The 19,518-nt window shown below is 61.7% G+C and carries 20 protein-coding genes; 15 read left to right on the top strand and 5 right to left on the bottom strand.

All coding sequences use genetic code 11. The annotated features are described in order from the left end of the window. The first annotated feature begins 91 nt into the window (after positions 1 to 91). Entirely contained in the window at positions 92 to 1,201 is a 1,110-nt protein-coding gene (locus tag VGO04_RS12895; RefSeq protein WP_327496344.1) for an endonuclease/exonuclease/phosphatase family protein, read from the top strand. Positions 1,202 to 1,218: 17 nt separating this feature from the next. Here the strand turns inward: VGO04_RS12895 and VGO04_RS12890 are convergent, their stop codons facing one another. Beyond that, entirely contained in the window at positions 1,219 to 2,811 is a 1,593-nt protein-coding gene (locus VGO04_RS12890; RefSeq protein ID WP_327496343.1) for an EAL domain-containing protein, read from the bottom strand. Between the two features lie 380 nt (positions 2,812 to 3,191). Between VGO04_RS12890 and VGO04_RS12885 the strand changes: the two genes are divergently transcribed. The 8 genes from VGO04_RS12885 (at position 3,192) to mucR (ending at position 9,959) form a co-directional block, all read left to right on the top strand. Next, positions 3,192 to 5,552, top strand: coding sequence for a putative monovalent cation/H+ antiporter subunit A (locus VGO04_RS12885; protein ID WP_327496342.1), 2,361 nt, complete (start codon positions 3,192 to 3,194; stop codon positions 5,550 to 5,552). Beyond that, positions 5,549 to 5,968 carry a Na(+)/H(+) antiporter subunit B gene (locus VGO04_RS12880; RefSeq protein WP_327496341.1) on the top strand — a complete coding sequence of 140 codons (420 nt, stop codon included), beginning with the start codon at positions 5,549 to 5,551 and terminating at the stop codon, positions 5,966 to 5,968. The genes VGO04_RS12885 and VGO04_RS12880 overlap by 4 nt, the downstream gene beginning before the upstream one ends. After that, the gene (locus VGO04_RS12875) at positions 5,968 to 6,345 is read left to right on the top strand and encodes a Na+/H+ antiporter subunit C (protein ID WP_327496340.1); all 378 of its coding nucleotides are present in this window, start codon (positions 5,968 to 5,970) and stop codon (positions 6,343 to 6,345) included. Before VGO04_RS12880 ends, VGO04_RS12875 begins: the two co-directional genes overlap by 1 nt. Positions 6,346 to 6,352: 7 nt before the next feature. Then, a complete protein-coding gene (locus VGO04_RS12870) occupies positions 6,353 to 7,915 on the top strand; it encodes a Na+/H+ antiporter subunit D (RefSeq protein ID WP_327496339.1) in 1,563 nt (520 codons plus the stop codon). After that, positions 7,912 to 8,388 carry a Na+/H+ antiporter subunit E gene (locus VGO04_RS12865; protein WP_327496338.1) on the top strand — a complete coding sequence of 159 codons (477 nt, stop codon included), beginning with the start codon at positions 7,912 to 7,914 and terminating at the stop codon, positions 8,386 to 8,388. Before VGO04_RS12870 ends, VGO04_RS12865 begins: the two co-directional genes overlap by 4 nt. Beyond that, positions 8,385 to 8,768 (top strand): cation:proton antiporter, encoded by a 384-nt coding sequence (locus tag VGO04_RS12860; RefSeq protein ID WP_327496337.1) that lies wholly within the window; start codon positions 8,385 to 8,387, stop codon positions 8,766 to 8,768. Before VGO04_RS12865 ends, VGO04_RS12860 begins: the two co-directional genes overlap by 4 nt. Continuing rightward, the gene (gene mnhG, locus VGO04_RS12855; protein ID WP_327496336.1) at positions 8,765 to 9,124 is read left to right on the top strand and encodes a monovalent cation/H(+) antiporter subunit G; all 360 of its coding nucleotides are present in this window, start codon (positions 8,765 to 8,767) and stop codon (positions 9,122 to 9,124) included. The genes VGO04_RS12860 and mnhG overlap by 4 nt, the downstream gene beginning before the upstream one ends. Before the next feature lie 403 nt (positions 9,125 to 9,527). Further along, a complete protein-coding gene (gene mucR, locus VGO04_RS12850; protein WP_043620098.1) occupies positions 9,528 to 9,959 on the top strand; it encodes an exopolysaccharide biosynthesis transcriptional regulator MucR in 432 nt (143 codons plus the stop codon). Positions 9,960 to 10,102: 143 nt separating this feature from the next. On the opposite strand, the gene VGO04_RS12845 is transcribed toward mucR, so the two are convergent. The 3 genes from VGO04_RS12845 to VGO04_RS12835 all read right to left on the bottom strand — a co-directional run bounded on the left by VGO04_RS12845 (position 10,103) and on the right by VGO04_RS12835 (position 12,165). Further along, on the bottom strand, positions 10,103 to 10,525 hold the full coding sequence (locus VGO04_RS12845; protein WP_327496335.1) for a SufE family protein: 423 nt from the start codon (positions 10,523 to 10,525) through the stop codon (positions 10,103 to 10,105). Positions 10,526 to 10,706: 181 nt separating this feature from the next. Next, positions 10,707 to 11,483: a hypothetical protein gene (locus VGO04_RS12840; RefSeq protein ID WP_327496334.1), complete on the bottom strand. Its 777-nt coding sequence runs from the start codon at positions 11,481 to 11,483 to the stop codon at positions 10,707 to 10,709. Between the two features lie 214 nt (positions 11,484 to 11,697). Further along, a complete protein-coding gene (locus VGO04_RS12835) occupies positions 11,698 to 12,165 on the bottom strand; it encodes a DUF5330 domain-containing protein (RefSeq protein ID WP_327496485.1) in 468 nt (155 codons plus the stop codon). Between the two features lie 642 nt (positions 12,166 to 12,807). Between VGO04_RS12835 and VGO04_RS12830 the strand changes: the two genes are divergently transcribed. The 4 genes from VGO04_RS12830 to VGO04_RS12815 all read left to right on the top strand — a co-directional run bounded on the left by VGO04_RS12830 (position 12,808) and on the right by VGO04_RS12815 (position 16,721). Then, positions 12,808 to 14,376, top strand: a complete 1,569-nt coding sequence (locus VGO04_RS12830; protein ID WP_327496484.1) for a HAMP domain-containing sensor histidine kinase — start codon at positions 12,808 to 12,810, stop codon at positions 14,374 to 14,376. After that, positions 14,348 to 15,313, top strand: a complete 966-nt coding sequence (locus VGO04_RS12825) for a peptidoglycan-binding domain-containing protein (RefSeq protein WP_327496333.1) — start codon at positions 14,348 to 14,350, stop codon at positions 15,311 to 15,313. Before VGO04_RS12830 ends, VGO04_RS12825 begins: the two co-directional genes overlap by 29 nt. Positions 15,314 to 15,372: 59 nt before the next feature. Next, complete coding sequence (locus tag VGO04_RS12820; RefSeq protein ID WP_327496332.1) at positions 15,373 to 15,732, top strand: DUF1491 family protein; 360 nt, start codon at positions 15,373 to 15,375, stop codon at positions 15,730 to 15,732. A gap of 65 nt (positions 15,733 to 15,797) precedes the next feature. Next, positions 15,798 to 16,721 carry a MerR family transcriptional regulator gene (locus VGO04_RS12815; protein WP_327496331.1) on the top strand — a complete coding sequence of 308 codons (924 nt, stop codon included), beginning with the start codon at positions 15,798 to 15,800 and terminating at the stop codon, positions 16,719 to 16,721. A 44-nt stretch (positions 16,722 to 16,765) separates the two neighbouring features. Here the strand turns inward: VGO04_RS12815 and VGO04_RS12810 are convergent, their stop codons facing one another. Further along, complete coding sequence (locus VGO04_RS12810) at positions 16,766 to 17,848, bottom strand: DUF2336 domain-containing protein (RefSeq protein ID WP_327496483.1); 1,083 nt, start codon at positions 17,846 to 17,848, stop codon at positions 16,766 to 16,768. 294 nt (positions 17,849 to 18,142) lie between these two features. On the opposite strand from VGO04_RS12810, the gene VGO04_RS12805 reads away from it, so the two are divergent. Continuing rightward, positions 18,143 to 18,853 carry an SH3 domain-containing protein gene (locus VGO04_RS12805; protein WP_327496330.1) on the top strand — a complete coding sequence of 237 codons (711 nt, stop codon included), beginning with the start codon at positions 18,143 to 18,145 and terminating at the stop codon, positions 18,851 to 18,853. Positions 18,854 to 19,006: 153 nt separating this feature from the next. Beyond that, positions 19,007 to 19,288, top strand: coding sequence for a hypothetical protein (locus tag VGO04_RS12800; protein ID WP_327496329.1), 282 nt, complete (start codon positions 19,007 to 19,009; stop codon positions 19,286 to 19,288). Positions 19,289 to 19,518 lie beyond the last annotated feature (230 nt).

Here is a 19,518-nt window from a genome sequence, read left to right as displayed (position 1 = left end):
TCGAAGCGCGTCAATGTGTTCCTGGGCTGTGGTGACATGGAGTTGCAACATTGGATGGCGTATATTGCCTGGTGTTTTTCGGGAGGGGATCATGCGCTACTACAAGCTCAGGTTCGCGTTTCGGGAGCTCGATCGGCGCAGGCATGTCGTGGAAAACCTCAAGCGGCTTCGCGCCCAGCTTGATGCCGACGTGCCGGCCAAGGACAGCGACCGCAATCTGCTGCTCGCCACTTGGAACATCCGTGATTTCGGCAAGAAAAACCGGCGCGGCTTCGGCAGCCGCGAGCCTGAAACGTGGTTTTACCTTGCCGAAATCCTCTCCCGTTTCGATTTTGTCGCGGTGCAGGAAGTCAACGAGATCGAAGAATGGCTCGAGATCATGGACATTCTCGGTCCCGATTTCGATTTCATTGCCACCGATGTCACCGACACGGCGCTCGGCGGCAACGGCGAACGGCTGCTGTACCTGTACGACAAACGAAAGGTCCGGTTCCGCAACATCGCCGGCGAGATCGTGCTCCCGAATTCGATGCTGGTCTCCCCGGTGACGGCCGAGGTTGGGGGTGAGCGCCTTTATGCCGGCAAGCAGTTCCGCCGCACGCCCTTTACCGCTTCTTTCCAGTCCGGCTGGTTCCGCTTCGATATTTGCACCGTCCACATCTACTATGGCGAGGATTCCGGACCGGCTCTTGGAGAACGCATTCAGGAGATCGAGCGGATCGCCAATTACTTCGGGAAGCGTGCGGAAGACGCGCTGAAGCGCGGGAAGGCTCTCATTCTGCTTGGCGACTTCAACATCGTCCACCCCGAACACGAAACGATGCGCAAGTTGAAGGACGCGGGGTTCGCCATCCCGAAAAGTCTCGATCGCCCGAGCAATCTTGACCTGACGAAGTACTACGACCAGATCGCCTTCCAGGCCCGCTCCGAGCTCCTCAACTTTATTGATCAGCCGGCCGATGATCCGTTGAAGCGCAACTCGGGCATATTCGAGATCTACGCCTCGATCTTCAGGGACGGTGACGAGCCGGACTATCGCACTGCGATGCAAAAAAGCAGCAATGGCCGCGACAAGAGCGAGGCCGAGCTCAAGGCCTATTATCCGGACTGGAAGACCTATCAGCTTTCTGATCACAAGCCGATGTGGGTTCGCATCGGCACCAACGAGGCCTCAGCCTATCTGGACAGTCTGCTGACCTGAAAGCCACCAAGGGCCCGTCAGGCGATCTCGCGGCGTATCACGGTCGGGCCTACCCCACGGCGGCGCTTGCGGTCGTTGTAGAACGCGATGAATTCGGCCGCCGGAAGTGCCTTGGAAAACAGCCAGCCCTGGCCGTACTGGACCCCGCGCTCAAGCAGGTAGTCGGCCTGCTCCTGGCGCTCGATACCCTCTGCGACGATGTAGAGATCGAGCGACTTGGCCATGTCGATGATATGCGGCGTGATCGAGCTGGTGGCCGAGTCCGTGCCGACGGTATCAATGAAAGACTTGTCGATCTTCAGGGCGTCGAGCGGCAGTTCCTGCAAATACTGCAGGCTCGAATAGCCGGTGCCGAAATCGTCGATTGCCACCGAGTGGCCGCGACGGCGCGCCTCCTCGATTGTCGCCCGGGCCGATTTCACGTCCATGAAGCCCCGTTCGGTCGCTTCCAGCCAGACCTGTTCGGCGAGTATCCCGGTGTTTTCGAGTGCGGCCGCGATGACGGGCAGAATGCGACCCGACTTGATATCGTCGGCGGCGAGATTGACGGCGATGTGCAGCGAGCGGTCGGCGACGAGAACCGACTTCAGCTCTGCGATCGCCGCACGAATAACCTGATCAGTGATCTCCTCGATCAAGCCGTTTTCTTCCGCCAACGGGACAAAGAGGTCAGGGCGCACGACTTGCCCATCCGGTCGGCGCCAGCGCACGAGTGCTTCCGCACCGACGCAGATACCGGTCTTCAGCTCGATGAGCGGTTGATAGTGAACAATGAATTCGTGCCGTTGGACGGCAATCGAAAGCTCGCCCAGCGGCGAGAGCCGGCGTCGGGACAGCCAGATGACGAGCCCAACCATGAGCGCGGCGACCAGGGCGCCGACCGGCAGGAGAAGCAGGCGCTCGCGGTCCATGTCTTTGAGCATGGCGATGCTGGGCGCGCTTGCAACGGCGATCCAGTTTGCTCCCCGACCGGTCGCAAAGAGGTTGCCGCCACTGCTGCCGGTCTTGGGAAGTTCGGAAAGCCGCGCCGTGAGCGACGAGTCAGGGTCGTTCAAGGTGCTGACAACGACACCGTTTTTCGTCGCCACCGCAAGCCGGGTGCCAGGCTCCGCAATGACGTCGACGAAGCGGGCCGGGTTCGTCAGCACAGTGTAGGACCCGAGGCGAAACGCCGTCATGGCCGTGCCGGTGCTGATCGTCGGGTACATCCGCGGAATGACTTCTATGCCGTTGGCGGCAACAAAGTCCGCGGGCTGGGCGCGGGTGAGGCGGCGGGGCGGGTAGCCCCATGACGTGCACCTCAACAGACCGTTTTCGAAATAGCCGATATCTTCGATAGCGGTCGTGTTGACGACGAGGGCGCGCATGGCGGAGATGTGAGACGCCATGCAGGGCGGCACGTCGAACCGGTCGGCAGTTTTCAGCGCGTGTGTCGCTTCGTCGAGTGCGGCGTCGGCGCGCATGATGGCGTAGTCTGCAAGGCGCGCCAGCCGCATCTGTTCGCCGCGCACCGCAATCGACCAGGATAGGTAATAGGCTGCCAGCATCGGCAAGATAGCGCCGAGCGCGGCCAGGATACTGGCGATGACGACTATCCGAGATCGTTCCAAGTGGGCCTCGCCCATTCGAGATGGTGGGGGTCTTCAGTTCTGTGCAGCTTGCGGTGCCGGCTGCTCCTGACGTGTTTACTCCGAATTGAGAAGGCTTGAGAATACAACTACCACGTCTTGCTGTGCCGATTCCAGGACGTTCGAACCATGCGCCGGCTCAGAATGTATAATGCGCTAACAGCATTTTAATTGTTCGCTTCACGGACGCACAAGCCCGGCGAATCTGGTAAAGCATAGCCTGCTGTTTTCGGATGGCTTGGCCGAATTGGCAGCACATAACGTCGATTTTACCTGCATAAGGCTTGAGGCGCCAACACCCTTCTTCTATGTCGGGCGTTCGATTGATTATACGGCGAAAAACAAAGGAGAACGCCAGGACGATGGACGTTGCGGCCCTGACATTTCTGGCTCTTGCACTGCCTTTCGTCGCGGCATTGGTCGCGCCCCTTCTTACCCGTGTTCTCGGCCACAATGCGGCTTGGGTTCTGGCGCTCTTTCCAGCGGCAATCGTCCTGCATTTCAGCGGTTTCTGGCCGGAGGTGTCCAGGGGCGAGGTTGTCACCGGAGGCTATGCCTGGATCCCGTCTTTCAATGTCAGCTTCTCCTGGTTGATCGACGGACTGTCGTTGACGTTTGTGCTTTTGATCGCCGGCATCGGCATGCTGATCGTGCTTTACGCGGGCGGCTACCTGAAGGGACATCCGCAGCAGGGACGGTTCTTTTCGTTCATTCTGATGTTCATGGGCTCGATGCTCGGGCTCGTCGTCTCCGACAGCTTCCTGATGCTCTTTGTCTTCTGGGAGCTGACCTCGATCACGTCGTTCCTCTTGATCGGCTTCGACCACGCGCGCGAAGCTGCAAGGCGTGCAGCCCTGCAGGCGCTGGTCGTGACCGGGGGAGGCGGGCTGTTCCTGCTGGCCGGGCTGCTGATCATCTGGAATGTCAGTGGCGTCACACAGCTCTCGTTGCTCACCGCCTTCGGGCCGGAAATGCGCGAAAGCCCGTTTTATCTCGCCGCACTCCTTCTCGTCCTCGGTGGCGCCTTTACGAAGTCGGCCCAGTTTCCGTTCCATTTCTGGCTGCCAAACGCGATGGAGGCGCCGACGCCCGTGTCGGCCTACCTGCATTCGGCAACGATGGTGAAGGCTGGCGTCTATCTGCTGATGCGGCTCAATCCGGTGCTTGGCGGGACACCGGAATGGCAGATCCTGTTGCCGCTCTTCGGCGGCTCAACGCTTGTCATCGGCGCGGTGCTCGCGTGCCGTCAGACCGACCTGAAGCTGATGCTCGCCTATACGACAATGGCGTCGCTCGGTCTGCTGGTCATGCTCACCGGTCTTGGCGTTCCGCAGGCAATCGAAGCGGCGGCGCTCTATCTCGTTGCGCACTCCCTGTTCAAGGGCGCCCTGTTCATGGTCGCCGGCATCATCGACCATGAGGCCGGCACGCGCGACGTGACCAGGCTCGGTGGCCTGCGCTCCGCGATGCCGCTTACCTTCGTGATCGCGCTCACAGCTGCGTTCTCGATGGGCGGACTGGTGCCCTTCTTCGGCTTCATCGCCAAGGAGGAGATCTACTACGCGCTGTCGGGCTTCGACCGCCGCACCATGGTCTTTGCCGCTCTTGCCATTGTCGGCAATGCGCTGATGTTTGCCGTCGCCTTCGCTGTCGCCTTGCGACCCTTCATCGGTCCAAGGGTCGACACACCGAAGGTGGCGCACGAAGCGCCGATCCTTCTTTGGCTCGGCCCCGCGCTGCTGGCGGCCAAGGGGCTTTCCGCCGCGTTGCTGTCGGGGCTGACGCACCAGCTGGTGTCGACGCCGATGGCCTCGGCGATCGCGGGCGAGCCTCGTACCGTCGCGATATCCGTCGTCCCGCACATCGGCCTTCCCTTGGCTTTGTCGATCGCGACCGCCGTGATCGGCGTTATCTTATACCTGAAGCTTGATCGCCTGCGCGCCTTCATTGCCACCATCCTTGCCGATATCGGCTGGGGTCCGGATCGCGGTTTCGATCAGTTCATCCGCGGGCTTGTGCGCTTTTCCGTGGCCCTGACACGCCGGCTGCAGTCGGGCCGTCTCGAGGTCTACATGACCGCGACCTTCATCCTGGTGGCCTTCGTGCTTTTGGTCGTTCCGCTTTCCTACGGTGAGTTTCCGCGCGCTCCATATTTCGCAGCGGATGTGCCGCTGCACGAACTTGCGATCATGGCAATCGCGGTCATCGGCCTCGGCGCCGTGGTGGTCGCGGCCGATCGGCTGACGGCGATCGTCTCGCTCGGCATCCAGGGCTTTGCCGTTGCCGTCATTTTCCTGCTCTACGGCGCACCGGATCTCGCCTTCACCCAGTTCATGATCGAGACGCTCTCGGTTGTCGTCCTGGCGCTGGTCATGACGCGGCTCAGGCTCTCGCCGTCCGACCATCGCCCGCTCGCTCAGAAGGTCCCCGATCTTGCGATCGCGCTTGCCTGCGGCGCCGGCTTCGGTCTGATGCTCCTGAAGGTCACGGGCGTTCCCTTCGATACGACGCTCACCGATTTCTTCAACCTCTATTCGAAGACGATCGCCCACGGCGCCAATGTCGTGAACGTCATCATCGTCGATTTCCGCGGTACGGATACGCTGGGTGAGATCGCCGTGGTGATGGTTACCGGTCTCGCCATCCTGTCGCTGGTTCGCTTGAGAGCCGGTTCGCTGCGGCGGATCGCCGACAACGACCCGGATGCGGAGGAACGCGCATGAAGTCGGTGATCTTCCGAGCCGTCGCGCCCTTCTTGACGAGCCTGATGGTGCTGTTTTCGATTTTCGTGCTGTTGCGCGGCCATAACGAGCCCGGCGGCGGCTTTATCGGCGGCTTGATTGCGGTTTCGGCACTCGCGATCTACGGCATCGCATGCGGCGTCGAGACCGTGCGCCGCGCCATCTATTTCCATCCGATGGCGATCGCCGGCGCTGGATTGTTCGCATCGACAATTGCGGGTCTGATCTCGATTGCGGCGCGCGTTCCCTTCATGACCGGCCTCTGGATCTACCCTTCTGTATTTGGTGTAGAAATACCGCTTTCGACGGTGACGCTCTTCGACTGCGGCGTCTATCTCGTCGTCGTCGGCGCGATCAGTTCGATTGCGCTTTCGCTCGAAGAGCGGGGAGGCGAGTGATGGAAGCCTGGTTTGCGCTGCTTGTCGGCATCTTCTTCACGGTCGCAATCTATTTGCTTTTGTCGAAATACATAATTCGCGTGCTTTTGGGCGTCGCGATCCTCGGCAATGCGGTGAACCTTTTGATCTTTACCGGCGGACGGCTGACCCGCGGTGTGCCGCCGGTCATTCCCGGCGGTCAGGACGCCCTTGCCAGCCCGGCCGCCAATGCCTTGCCGCAGGCGCTGATCCTGACGGCAATCGTCATTTCGTTCTCCTTCTTCGCCTTCCTCTTGGTTCTTGCCTGGCGGGCGTACGAAGAACTGCAAACCGACAATACCGACGAGATGCGCGTCGCCGAGCCGAAGGACGAGCCGGCTCCGCCGCTTGGATACTGACTGACCCATGGCCGCTTCAACCTCCGCCCCCGCCGATCTTTCCGCAGCACTCGTGCTCGCGCCCGTCGCACCCGCCGATTGGCTGGTGATCCTGCCGGTTGCCTGGTGCCTGGCGATTGGTGCGCTGCTTGTGATGCTGCGCCGGAAGATCGATTGGCATCCCTATGTCGCCGTCGCCGGGCTTGCCGGGCTGGTGGTAATCGATGCCCTTCTGCTTCGGCATGTGATCGCCACAGGTCCGGTAACGATGGTCATGGGACGCTGGCTGCCGCCGTTCGGCATCGCCTTCACCGTCGATTTGACAGGCGCGCTTTTTGCACTGACGGCCTCCGTGGTCGCGCTTGCCGGTGGCATCTATTCGCTCGCTGACATCAACGACAGCGGCCGCCGCTACGGCTTCTATCCGTTCCTCATGCTGTTGATGGCCGGCGTCTCCGGCGCGTTCCTCACGGGCGACGTCTTCAATCTCTATGTCTGGTTCGAGGTGCTGCTGATCTCGTCCTTCGGCCTGATCGTGCTCGGCTCCGAACGCGAGCAGATCGACGGCGCGGTGAAGTATGGCTTTCTCAACCTGGTCGCCACCACGCTGTTCCTGATCACGACCGGCTATCTCTATGCGAGCTTCGGCACGCTCAACATGGCCGACATCGCCCGCAAGGCCGAAGGGCTCTCCGGCACGGCGCCGCTGATGACCTTGACGGCACTGTTCGTGCTCGCTTTCGGCATGAAGGCCGCGGCCTTCCCGGTGAATTTCTGGCTGCCTGCGTCCTATCACACACCGCGCGTGGTGGTTTCGGCGCTGTTTGCCGGGCTGCTCACCAAGGTCGGGATCTACGCTCTGATCCGCATCACCGTGATGCTGTTGCCGGTCGAGCGCGAAGAGTTGAGCTTGGTGATCGCCGCGGCCGGCGCGTTGACCATGCTGGTTGGCGCCTTCGGCGCTCTGGCGCAATCTGACTTCCGCCGCATGCTCGGCTATCTCGTGGTTTCCGGCATCGGCTCGATCCTCGCCGGCGTTGCCGTGGGCGGGCCGGGCGGCATCGGCGGCGCGATCTTTTACGCGCTGCACTCGATGCTCGTGATGACCGCGCTCTACTTTGCCTCCGGCATCGCGGCCAGGCTTGGCGGCAGCTTCTCGCTGTCATCGCTTGCTGGCCTCTACCGGCGTCACGTCGGCTTTGCGGCATTGACGCTCATGCTCTGCTTCGCCGTTTCGGGCCTGCCGCCGTTCTCCGGCTTCTGGCCGAAGGTCATGCTGGTCAAGGCCGCGCTCGATATCGGCGCCTGGTGGCTGGCGGCGGCTCTGCTTGTGACCGGTTTCCTGACGACGGTTGTTACGGGGCGTTTCTTTCTGCTGGCCTACTGGCGCGATCCGGTTGACGGAGGCGGCGAGGCCCAGTCCGTGTCGATCGCGCCCGCCACGCTGTTGCCGCTGACGGTGCTGACGTTGCTGGCGCTGGCGATCGGCCTTTACCCGGAGCCGGTGCTGTCGACGATCCAGAATGCCGCGGCCGGACTTGCCGAACCGTCGGCCTACCTGAACTCGGTCTTTCCGGGAGGTACCCCGTGACCAAGTTTCTGACCATCAACCTGGTGTTCACGGCAATCTGGGCAGCGATCAGCGCCAGCTTCTCGCCGGCCAACCTGGTTCTCGGCTTTATCGTTGGCGCGTTGTCGCTGTTTCTGATCCGCCGCGAGCTTGAGCCGGTCGCCTACCCGGTGCGTCCGCTCAGGCTCTTTCTGCTGACGGCGCTGTTTTTCAAGGAACTGGCGGTCTCGGCGACCAAGGTCGCCTGGCTGGTGGTTCAGCCGAAAATGGTGCTGAAGCCGGGTATCTTCGCCTACCCGCTGACAGTGAAGTACGATTTCGAGATCGCTCTGCTTGCCAACCTGATTACGTTGACGCCGGGGACATTGTCGGTCGACGTGTCTGACGACCGCCGTACGCTTTATGTGCACGCGCTCGACTGTGCCGATCCCGGCGCCTTGAGGCGCGACATTGCAAGCGGCTTTGAGCGGCGGATCAAGGAGGCATTCGAATGACCCTGCCGGAGCAGATAGAAGCCCTTGCGACCGGTTTCGCCCTCGTTGTGCTTTCCGTCGCGCTGTTGATTACAGTCTGGCGCATCATCCGTGGTCCAACGCTGCCGGATCGGGTGCTCGGCCTCGATATGCTGGTGGCGATCGCCATCGGCCTGATCGCCGTCGTCGCGATCCGCACCGGTTTCAATCTCTACATCGACATTGCCATCGCGCTCGGGCTCGTCGGGTTCCTCGCCACGGTCGCCTTTGCACGCTTCATTCTTGCGCGCGGCCTTTCGCCTGAAAAGGTCGGCGTCGAGGGCGGTGCCGCCCAAGCAAAGAGAGCGGCGGTCGCACGGAGCGGAGCGACGCATCGCAAGCGCAAGGGAGGCCGCCGATGAGCCCTGCCATCGATATGGTCGTTGCAGTGCTGGTCGCAGCCCTGCTTGTGGTCGGCGCGATTTTCTCGTTGCTGGCGGCGATCGGCATCGTGCGTTTCCCCGATCTCTATACGCGAATGCATGCGGCGTCGAAGGCCGGCACGATTGGATCGGGCCTGTTGCTTTTGGCGGCGGGGGTGCATTCTCTGGACGCTGCGATCTTGATTCGTGCGCTTGCCGGCTTTTTCTTCTTCGTTCTGACTGCACCAATCTCGGCTCATCTCTTGGCAAAAGCGGCACATCAGGCAGGTTACAGGCTGGCAAAGCTATCTGTCATAGATCAGCTTCCGCAAAAGGAAGAGCCGCGTCGCGGCTGATCGATCACATTTCTGACTCTGTATTTCAGAACTTTGCGATGAAGTGTGGCCATTTTAGCAATTTGGAGATAAAGTTGCTAAGCATCGCTAAATTTATGTTTGGACTTTTCGGGCATCGATGTTAATCGAGTAAATGTAAAGTGTCGTCGTGGAAAATACTTTGATCTGAAATTCCAGCGTGAGTTGTGAATGTTGGTTGTTGCTTTGAGAGTTCGGTCGTCACCGGTGACTCGGCAGCAGGTTTCGTAATCAAAATTCCAACTCTTGATATCGCGGCCAGCGTTTCTCCTTGCCGCGTATGATGGTCTATCCCAAGGCAGCGAAGGCTTCCTCACGACTCTTGCAAGCGTTCCTCCCCCGAAACGCCGTTTCGGGTTGTGCTGAAGTCCGATAGGAGAAAGAAATGACTGAAACAGCGCTTGGCGCGAGCCATGAACTTCTGGTTGAGCTGACGGCGGAAATCGTTGCCGCATACGTCAGCAATCATGTGGTTCCGGTCGCCGAGCTTCCCACGCTGATCGCAGACGTGCATTCGGCGCTCAACAACACGGCTGCTCCGGCGCCGGTCGTCATCCCCGTTGAAAAGCCAAAGCCGGCCGTATCGGTTCGCAAGTCCGTCCAGGACGACCAGATCACCTGCCTGGAATGCGGCGGCACCTTCAAGTCGCTGAAGCGTCACCTGATGACCCACCACAATCTGTCGCCGGAAGAATATCGCGAGAAGTGGGACCTGCCGACCGATTACCCGATGGTTGCGCCGGCCTATGCGGAAGCCCGCTCGCGCCTCGCCAAGGAAATGGGCCTCGGCCAGCGCCGCAAGCGTCGCGGCAAGTAAGCGCCTGACCCGTCCGGCGCAGGAACCAAGAAGGTTTCGCGCGCCGACGGGCGCGGACATTTTTCACAAAGGCCGGACCTTCAGCGTCCGGCCTTTGTGTTTATGTGGTGTGCAAGGGGCGGCCGGGGTCGCAAGGCGCCTTTTCAGGCGGCGAGGCGAAGCTCTGCTTCGCTTTTAATGCGACGGATCATCGAGCGCAGGCCGTTGGCGCGCTGGGTCGACAGATGCTCGATCAGGCCGATCTTGCCGAAGGCGTCGATCGCGTCGATCCTGGCGATTTCAGAGGCGTGCTTGCCGGAGTAAATAGCCAGTACAATGGCGACGAGGCCTCGCACGATATGGGCATCGGACTCGCCCTCAAAGGTCAGCACCGGATCGTCCGGGTTGCCGGCGGTCTCCGTGACGAGCCAGACCTGGCTGGCGCAACCTTGAACCTTGTTTTCCTGGGTCCGCTTGGCTTCCGGCATTTCGGGCAATGCCTTGCCGAGTTCGATCACATAGCGATAGCGATCCTCCCATTCGTCGAGGAAAGCGAAATCATCGATGATCTGGTCGAGCGTCGTCATGGTCCGGGTCCAATTATCGGGAGATTATACGCTCGCGGGTGCTTGTCGCGAACGTGCTTCATCCCTGTCCATCCCTTTGCCGTTTTGGCGTGTGGGCTTTCAGCCTTCATATAGGGGATGGCAACGTCATTGAGAACCGTCAAGTGCGGTTCCCTGGAGCCGACGGCTTTGACAGCCGCTGTCAGACCGAAACGCTTGTTGGGATGACGACGGGACTTGTCGTGCTGGCGTCGGACGATCCGAGTTTGCCGACGGCAGCCGACAAGGCATGGCCGGCAGCGCGCGCTTCGTCCGCACCACGGCCAGATCCCTTTGCGCGCAAATCCTGCTCGGCCTTGCGCAGCAGCTGTTTCACTTGTTCGGCAACGGATTTGAGTTCGGCTGCCACGCTCGCTGTCGAGTCGGATCTATCGTGATCGCCATCGAATTCGCGATAGGCGCGCTCCGCAAAGGTTGATCGGTCCGGCGAAGAGGCCCCATCTTCAGCAGTATCCGTGCCTGCGGCCCGCGTCTCGACCAATTGTGTCTCGTCGACTTGTGTCTCGCCTGGTTGCGTATCACCCGATTCGACCCCGTCGCCCTGCGCGTTTCCGGCGCCTGCCAACGTCGCGGCGGCCGCTGTCGCAGCGCCGGAAGCGGATGCTCCGCCGCTCGCACCTGCGCCGGCCAGTTGCTGGGCGACCGTGCCGAGTTGCTGGGCGAGCTGTTTTGCGAGCCGCGCGAGCGTTTCTGGATCCGATGCCCAGAACCGCAGCATCCGCAACTGCTCCTTGATTTCGTCAAGCTTCTTCTTCGCCAACGCAGCGCGTTCGGCGTTGCTTTCGTTGCTGGCAAGGAGACGCAAGGCAATGGAGGTTGGGGCCTTGTTCTCGCCGTTGACGCCATCGGTGGCGGTTGAGGCGCCTGTCGCCGTCGCTCGCGCCGCACCCGTACTGGTGAAAAGCCCATAGATCTGCATGGGGGTACCTCCGCTTGTCGTGCGGCGGACCTAAGCAGCTATGGCTTGTGCGTGGCTGGTTCTGCTACGATCAGTGGTTGCGTCGATCAAAAAAGAAACGCCGCGAGGGGATGGGCTCCTCGCGGCGGCCGCAACAAGCGGCGAGTCAGGCAGTTTGGAAGTCAGGCAGTGAAGGTCAGAATGTCGTCGATCAGGCCGTCCGGAAGACTTGCGGTCACTGGATGACCGTCGTCTTCGGGTCGAGGCGCTTCTCCGGAACCGGGGTGCGCTTGAAGACGGGCTCGGCGTCAAGCGTGCTGACCTCCGCGGTTGGGGTTGCTGCGTCCGCCGGTGCGACCGTGCCGCTCGCAACCGGTGCGACCGTGCCGGTCGTCACCTTGGCGTCCGGATTTGCGACATCGGTTTCGGCAAACTGGGTGTCGAGGAATTCATAGGCGATACGAGCACCTTCGCGAGCCCGGTGACCGAGGGCGACGAAGGTCTCCGCGCCCTTCTCGCAAACTTCGGGCTTCTGGATGCAGATGGCGCTGATGTACTGGAACGCTTCGTTGGCGGCGGCGAAGGTGTCGCCAAGCTCTACCTTGGGCGCATGTTCAAGCTTGTTCGAACTCGAGGGATCGAGGAACGGCAGCAACACCAGCACCATCGAAAACCAGAAAGTCGCCTTGATGAGAAACCACATGTTCTGCCCATCCTTCGTTCGGTCGCCGAGGCTCGCCAGTCTTTTAGCCGGCTTTTGCACCTTCGGCATCCCGCAGCGCCGTCGTATCCCCTGATACCCGTTCACGCTGCCATCGTTTCCTCAGGGACCTGCCGGCGTTCTCTGGATGCCCGGCCCTTTGTTGAGACCGACATTAGAGCGGGAATCACAAGACGGCTTTTCCAAATCGAGCGGCATTTGCTTCAAATTTTAATGAAAACGCGGTGGCCGGCGATTTGATGCGCATTTGCATTGCATTTTAGCTTTTGCCGTTAAGGTTCGTGGCAGAGCCCTCGGCACGAACCCCGAAAGTTCCGGCCGCCACTGCGCGCGAGGCCTGCCACAATCGTTAACGCCGTCCAGAAAATGCACAGAAATCCGTTGCTTACGCCCCGTTAACCACAAGAAATGAAGGCCGTTCGATTTGCCTCAAAACGGGATTTTTGGGCCGTTTCAGGCCGTTCCCGCAGGCCCGCGTTTATTCTTTCATTAAGCCGGGGATGCGAGATTCCGACATGTCACGAGGCAGCTTTTTGAGTCCCGGTCGCAGAATGCGGAAATCGCCGGAACCAGCCTCGCAAGAACAACAAAGTAGCAGGGTATAGCGTGAGCGTATTGCGTAACATGGCTGGCAGATGGGCGTCCCGTGCGGACGAAGTCGCGGCCCTGTGGCTGCCCCGTCGCCAAGGTGCTTCGGCTGTGAGCCGGCGCGATGCAAAACGCCTGCGGACCGTCGCCGCCGTCTCGCTGACCGCACTGCCGGTCGTGCCGCTCGCCCTGTCGCTCGTCCTGCCCGTCTCCTCGGCGCTTCCACTTGGCGCCGCTTTGTGGGCGTCCGCTTCGCTGCTGGCTGCAGCCGGCGCCATTGCGCGCGGCCCGGCTCCGGAAACGGAGGCAAGTGTATCGTCGGAGATCGCCCTGCCGGATCTGTCGGCGGCCTATGATCTCTTTGCGGGCCTGGTGACCGTGCACGATTTGCGAGGCAACGTCCTTTCCGTCCACGGTCGCGACGCGCAGGAGCATCTGACGTTGATGCGCGATCCGGCTGGCCGTGGCTTCATCGAGCAGATCCACGTTTCCGATCGCATCACATTCCTGAGCGCGATCGACATCCTGCGCCAGGGCGGCGACCGGGCGACGGTCGATATCCGCATCGAGCGGCGCACGCTGCCGATCGAGGGCGAACAGTTCGTCTATATGTCCTGCGAACTGGCGCCGCTGCGCGACGACGAGGGCCGATTGACGGCTATTCTCGCCCAATCGCGCGATGTCTCTCAGGAAGCCGGCCTGCGTGCCGAAGCCGCCGCCAGAACCGCTGAGGCGGTATCCGCGAACGACGCTAAGACCAGGTTTCTTGCCGCTGTCAGCCATGAGCTGCGCACGCCGCTAAACGCCATTCTCGGCTTTTCCGACGTGCTTGCCGGCGAATATTTCGGCAAGCTCGAGAATGATCGCCAGCGCGAATATGTGGATCTCATCCACAAGTCCGGCGAGCACCTGCTCTCCGTCGTCAACACCATGCTCGACATGAGCAAGATCGAGGCCGGCCGTTACGAGCTCATGCCCGAGCCGTTCCGCGTCGCCGATGCGGTCGCCGCCTGCGAGGCCATGCTGTCTCACCAGGCGACGGAAAAGGGCGTCAAGCTGGCGAGCCGCATTACCCGCAGCGTCGGCGAGATCAACGCCGATCAGCGCGCCTTCCAGCAGATCCTCATCAATCTGGTCGGCAACGCCGTCAAGTTCACCGATCGCGGTGGCGTGGTGACGATCGACGCGGAAGCGGACGGCGCGATGCTGAAGCTCTCCGTCAGCGATACCGGCATCGGCATTGCGGCCGACAAGCTGGCGCTGCTTGGTCAACCTTTTGTCCAGATCCAGAACGATTATACCCGCCGCTACGAAGGCACCGGCCTCGGCCTGTCGCTGGTCAAGGGCCTTGTGGCGCTGCACGGCGGCGATCTTTCGATCCGCAGCCGCGAGGGCGAGGGCACGGTCATAGTCATCACGCTTCCGCGCGACGGCTCAGGTATCGCGTGCCCAGAGCACGAAGAAGAGCGCGCGTCGGTGACGGTGGAGTTTCCGCCGCGCCTCAAGGAAAACGAAGTCACTCCAACCGTCGAAGCGGAGCGGTTCGAGGGGAAAGGTTTGAACGGGGAACGGGGATATGGCGCCGCGCAAGCGAAAACAGCCTGAACGGAAGAAGGCCGCGCGGCGTGCGCCCGGCCTGGCCGGGCGTGGGCTGGTCCTTGCCGGACAGGGTGTGGGGCTTGCCGGCCGGCTGATGGCGCGCCATCCGCTGGTCTCGGGCGGCTCGGCCGCCTTCCTCGTTGTCTTCTCTTTCGTCGCTGCCAACGCTATGTGGTATCAGCACGGCGTGCACCCGTCGCCACTGCTGCGTACGCGCGTGCCTCTCGTCAGCGCCGAGACGGCCCAACGGATCGCCATCGCCAAGGGTGAAGAGATCGAGGCGAAGAACGTCACCACCTTCGTCATCGAGCGTGAGGCTGAGCCCAAGACGGACAATGTCGAAGATGTGATTGCAGCAGCGTCCGCGGAACAACCGCTGCAGAAGCCGTCGCCTGAGCGTGTTGCCAGCGTGCCGGACACGACGCCGTCGAAGCTTATCGCCGACATCCAGAAGGAACTGGGCCGGATCGGCCTTTACGACAGCGTGCCGGACGGCCGCAGCGGCCCGCGAACGACGGCTGCGATCCTGCGCTTTGAGGAGCGGTCCGGCCGGGCGGGGACCGGCCTTGCCAGTGCAGAGCTGCTAAAGGCACTTCGCGCCGCTCCAGGGCTGAAGGTCGCGCAAATCACCCCTGTCGGAAGGCCTCTTGCCGAGGCGAAAAGCGGAGGCGTGGAAATCGATCCTGTCGCCGCGGCGATCAGATCCGCCGAAAAGGAAAGCACGTTTACACCGCGCGCAGACATTCCGGTTTCAAGCGAGCTGGTGCTGAACATCCAGAAGGGGTTGAGCAACCTCGCCTATGCGGATGTGGCGGTCGATGGCGTCGCCGGCGAGCAGACGAAGGCGGCGATCCGCCATTTCGAAAAGCACTACCGGCTGCCGCAGACGGGCGAGCCCAACCCTCAGGTGCTGAAAAAACTGAAGGAAATCGGCGCGCTCTGACATAAGGGCGTGCCGGCCGCGGATTTGCCTACGTCGCCGCGCCCGTGTATCAGCCTGTCATGCGCCTGAAGTCTCATATCTTCGTCTCGTCCCTCCTGCGCCGCGCGTTTTCGCTCGGCGGCTATGCCGCAGTGCTGCGCAAGGGAGCTGAGGACGCCGGAGCGATTTTCATTCGCCAACGCACGCGGCTCGGTACCGAGACGCTCTTTGCCCCGGCACCGCAGAATTTCTTTGCCGATGAGGTCGATCTCGGCCGCAAATTCGAGGTCCGGCTTCGAGACAGCGACGCCGAGCGCGTCGATGCTGCGCTCGCAAGCGAGGTCCGGTTCGATCCCGATTGCTGGATCGTCGAGATCGAACTGGACGACCGCGGCGACCTTTTCGATGTCGTTTCCGAAGATGGGGCAGGGCGGCGATAAGCCTGTTTCCCGGTCAGCGGCGGGCGGCTTGACTCTCCACTTGGTGGAAGCCGTAGGACGCTCGCATGGACGATCAAATCTACTCGATAGGCGAACTTTCGGCGCTGAGCGGTATCCCGGTCAGGCGTCTGCGGTTCTATTCGGACAGGGGCCTGCTGCCGCCGTTCACCCGGACGCAGAGCGGCTACCGTGTCTATTCCAGTGCCGACCTTGCCCGGCTCGACCTCGTTCTTGCCCTGCGGGAAGCGGGCGTGAGCCTGAAAGAGATCGGTAAAATCCTGGTCAACCGAACGTCACTTGCGGACGTTCTGGCACTGCGGCTTCGGACGCTGGAAACCGAGATCCGGTCGAAGCGCCGGATCGCTGCAGCCTTGCGAGCGGCTTTGAAGATCCATGACCCTTCCCCAGCGGATCTCAGGAGATTGTGGACCGTGACAGAGCTTTCAAAAACGGAATTCAGAAAGGCGCTCGATCGCTTCTACGACGAGGTCGCCGGCGGCGCGCCGGTGGACGCGGAATGGAAGAAGAGGATGATAGATGCCGGCACGCCGGATCTTCCCGAGGATCCGACCCCGGAGCAGATCGACGCGTGGGCAGAGCTGATGGGCATGCTGTCCGACAAGGCCTATGCCGCCGAAATGCGCGCCCACATGTCCACCTTATGGACCGCAGACTTTAATCCCGCTGCCTATGCGCAAGCCGCGGATGAGACTTTTGCAAGGGTTCGGGCCGCCATTGAAAATGGACTTAGCCCACAGTCGAAGGACGGCAGGCAGATCGCTGCAGACTGGCTCGCGAACTCGGCGCGGGCGATGAAGCAAAACCCGGACAAGGCATTCATTGATTGGCAGCTTGAGCAGTATCGCAAGCACCACGCGCGTTCTGCACGCTATCAGGAACTGATGGCGCTCTTACAGGGGCAGGGGCCGCAGGCTCCGACCGGACGCGAGTGGAGCTGGATCATCGATGCCATGAAACAGCACTTCTAGGACAGGCGGTGCAAAGGTTGTTTGTGGAGAGGTTGCGGGCGCGCTTAGCCGCGTCGGCGACCGAAAAGCCTCTGGGGCGTCGCGTTGCTCGATGAGGCCGCAACCTTGCGGGCTGCGCGCTGGCGCGCATCGTTCGCAGCATTGTCGGCAAGATAGGCCTCATGCTTTGCCGCCGCGGCGGGTTCCCCGGTGTCGGCCTTGAGCCAGGCTTCGAGCTGTTCCCGGCACGCGGTTTGGTTCAGTGCGCCGACCAGCGCGTCTGCGTGACTTGTCTGGCCATAGGGTTCGCGCAGATGCGGGTACAGTGCCGTCAGCACAAACCCGGCATCGGCCGCGTCAACATCGAGGGCGACCAAGCTCGTTGCCAGCCACTGGCCGGAAATGTCGAGCAATATGCGCTCGACCTGCGGATCCTCGGCCTGCAATGCTTCGGCGAGGACGCGCGAGAAAAGGATGATTTCGCCGCTGCGGGCAAAACGGACCAGCAGGGCAGCGTGCACGTCGCTGATGGCTTGCCGCGTGGCTGCCGGCGAGATTTCTCGCGAACCTGTGCGGGCGAGCGCCTTGATCTCGCTGCGCAGTGCTTCCTCGCGTGTTGTGCGAAGCAAAAAGGCGTCATCCGCTTCATTAGGCAAGTGTTCGGTTGCCGCATCGGCATGTTTGATCGTGCCGGCGCGGGCCGCAAGCCCTGGCGGGTTGTGATGGTTGACCAGGGCGTCAACGACAAGCGGAGGAAGGTTCGCACGGCGCGCGATCGCGGCGGCATGCTCTGGTCCTCTCTCGCGGATGATGGCGATGAGGGTCCTGTCTGTAATTGCCTTCGACCGGGTGAGAAAAATCGCAGCGATTGAAATCGGCATGCCGCCGATCAACGCCGCGACTGCCTCGGGGATCTGCGGGCACTGGGAAAGGGCGGCCGCCGCCTGCCGGCGTGCTTCGTTGCTGGAGCCGAGAAACAGCGGCTCGAACAGTTCTGCAAACTGCTTCATGTCGGATTTGCGGGGCAGACGCAGGCTTTCGAAACCAGTGACGGTCGCCATCAGGACAACGTCCTTCAAGCGGCCGGTCTGTGGCCTTTCCAACTCACGAAAGCGATCCGTCACGATAATTCCCTGCACGCAAAACATGATCGCCATTGCCGGCGATCCGGAACGGCACACGTCGCAAAAATTAAAAGAAAAGCGTTAGCGCACTGTTAACTATGGATGTTGGAGCTTTATTCAGGCTTGCGGCATGGGGACAGCATGTTCTCGTGATAGATCAATGCGCTGGCCCGGCATTTGTCCGGGGACATCCCCCTCATCAGCCATAAAAAATCCACATGCGGTCCTGAGGTATCGCGGCGACGGTGAAGGGCTCCGGACGCCCGCCGACGTTTGGGGCCATGTGAAGAGGGGCCTCTCCATGGGAGATATGGAACTGTGAAGAAATTTATTCTGCGCGTGGCGGCGGTCTGCGCGCTCCTTGCCGCTCCGGCGATCGCTGCGGCTGCGGAAGGCTTTGCCACCGCCAATGTCAACATGCGCTCAGGCCCGAGCACCCGCTACCCGGCGGTGTCGATGATACCGGCCGGCGAATCGGTCGAAATCCATGGTTGCCTTGCGGATCTGCCGTGGTGCGATGTCTCGTTCTACGGTGGGCGCGGTTGGGTTGCCGGGCGTTATGTCCAGGCCGACTATCGCCGCAACCGCGTTTATGTCGAGCCGCGCTACTATCGCCCGCTCGGCATTCCGACGGTTGTCTTCCAGTTCGACAGCTACTGGGACCGCAATTACCGTGGTCGGGATTTTTATCGTGAGCGCGATCGCTGGCGCCGCGGGCCGGATTGGGTCGACGACCGCCGTGACCGCCGCGACTGGGAGCGTCAGCGCGAACGCGACCGCCGCGACTGGGAACGGGACCGGCGCCAGGAGCAGCGGGACTGGGAACGTCGTCAGCGCGAGGAAGAATGGCGCCGCGATGGAGAATGGCGTCGGGAGCGCACGGAGCGTACGGAACGCGAGGAGCGGCGCACTTGGGAGCGCCGCAGTGACGGCGTCCGGGTCCGCCAGGACGACAGCGGCGTATACGAAGGCGCGCGTCCGGTTCCGATGGTCCGTTGCCAGGTTGACGACCCCTACTGCGAGAACTGAGAGGAAGAGCCGCATCTGCGCGCTTCCAAGTTGACGGACAGACGGGCGGCTTTGGCCGCCCGTCTGCTTTTGTCGGCCTGCTTCATTCGGCATTTGGGGGAACCAAACGGCACCCGGCGCGTTGAGACCGCGCAGACAAAGGGAGCATTTGTAATGGTCGAGAAGAAACTACAGGCGGTCGAAAAAGTTGTCGAAAGCGTAGCGGAAGCGGGCACACGCGCCGAAGTGGACGCCCAGATCGCCGAGTTGCGCGCCGAAATTGCCCGGTTGACGGATGCTGTCTCGGCGATCGGGACGAGCACGAAGGCGGTTATGCAAGGAGAAGCGGATCTCTTGGCGGAGCGTGTACGCGAGCGCGTTCGCGATGAACCGCTGTCCACCCTCGTTGCCGTTGCGGGCGTGTCCTTCCTGTTCGGTCTGCTTTCCCGCCGTTAGGCAGGCCCTCCGCCCTTGGGCAGGAAAGTAGGCAGCAACAGCAACGAAACTGGCGCGGGTTGTTACTTTGGGTACATCGCGATGCTCTGCCCTAGGTAATAATGAATACAGGTCGAGGTTGAAGTGCTTGTATTAGTAACTTGTTAACCAGCCTGTGGCTCTATCGAGTCGGACCCTATAACATCGGTCCGCGTCGCGTGAACCAGAACAGTAACATCCGGGCGACCGGA

Source organism: Ensifer sp., assembly GCF_035999185.1.
Taxonomy (GTDB): Bacteria; Pseudomonadota; Alphaproteobacteria; order Rhizobiales; family Rhizobiaceae; genus Ensifer.
The sequence above is the reverse complement of the archived record's forward strand: the minus strand, read 5'-3'. Positions and strand labels throughout refer to the sequence as shown.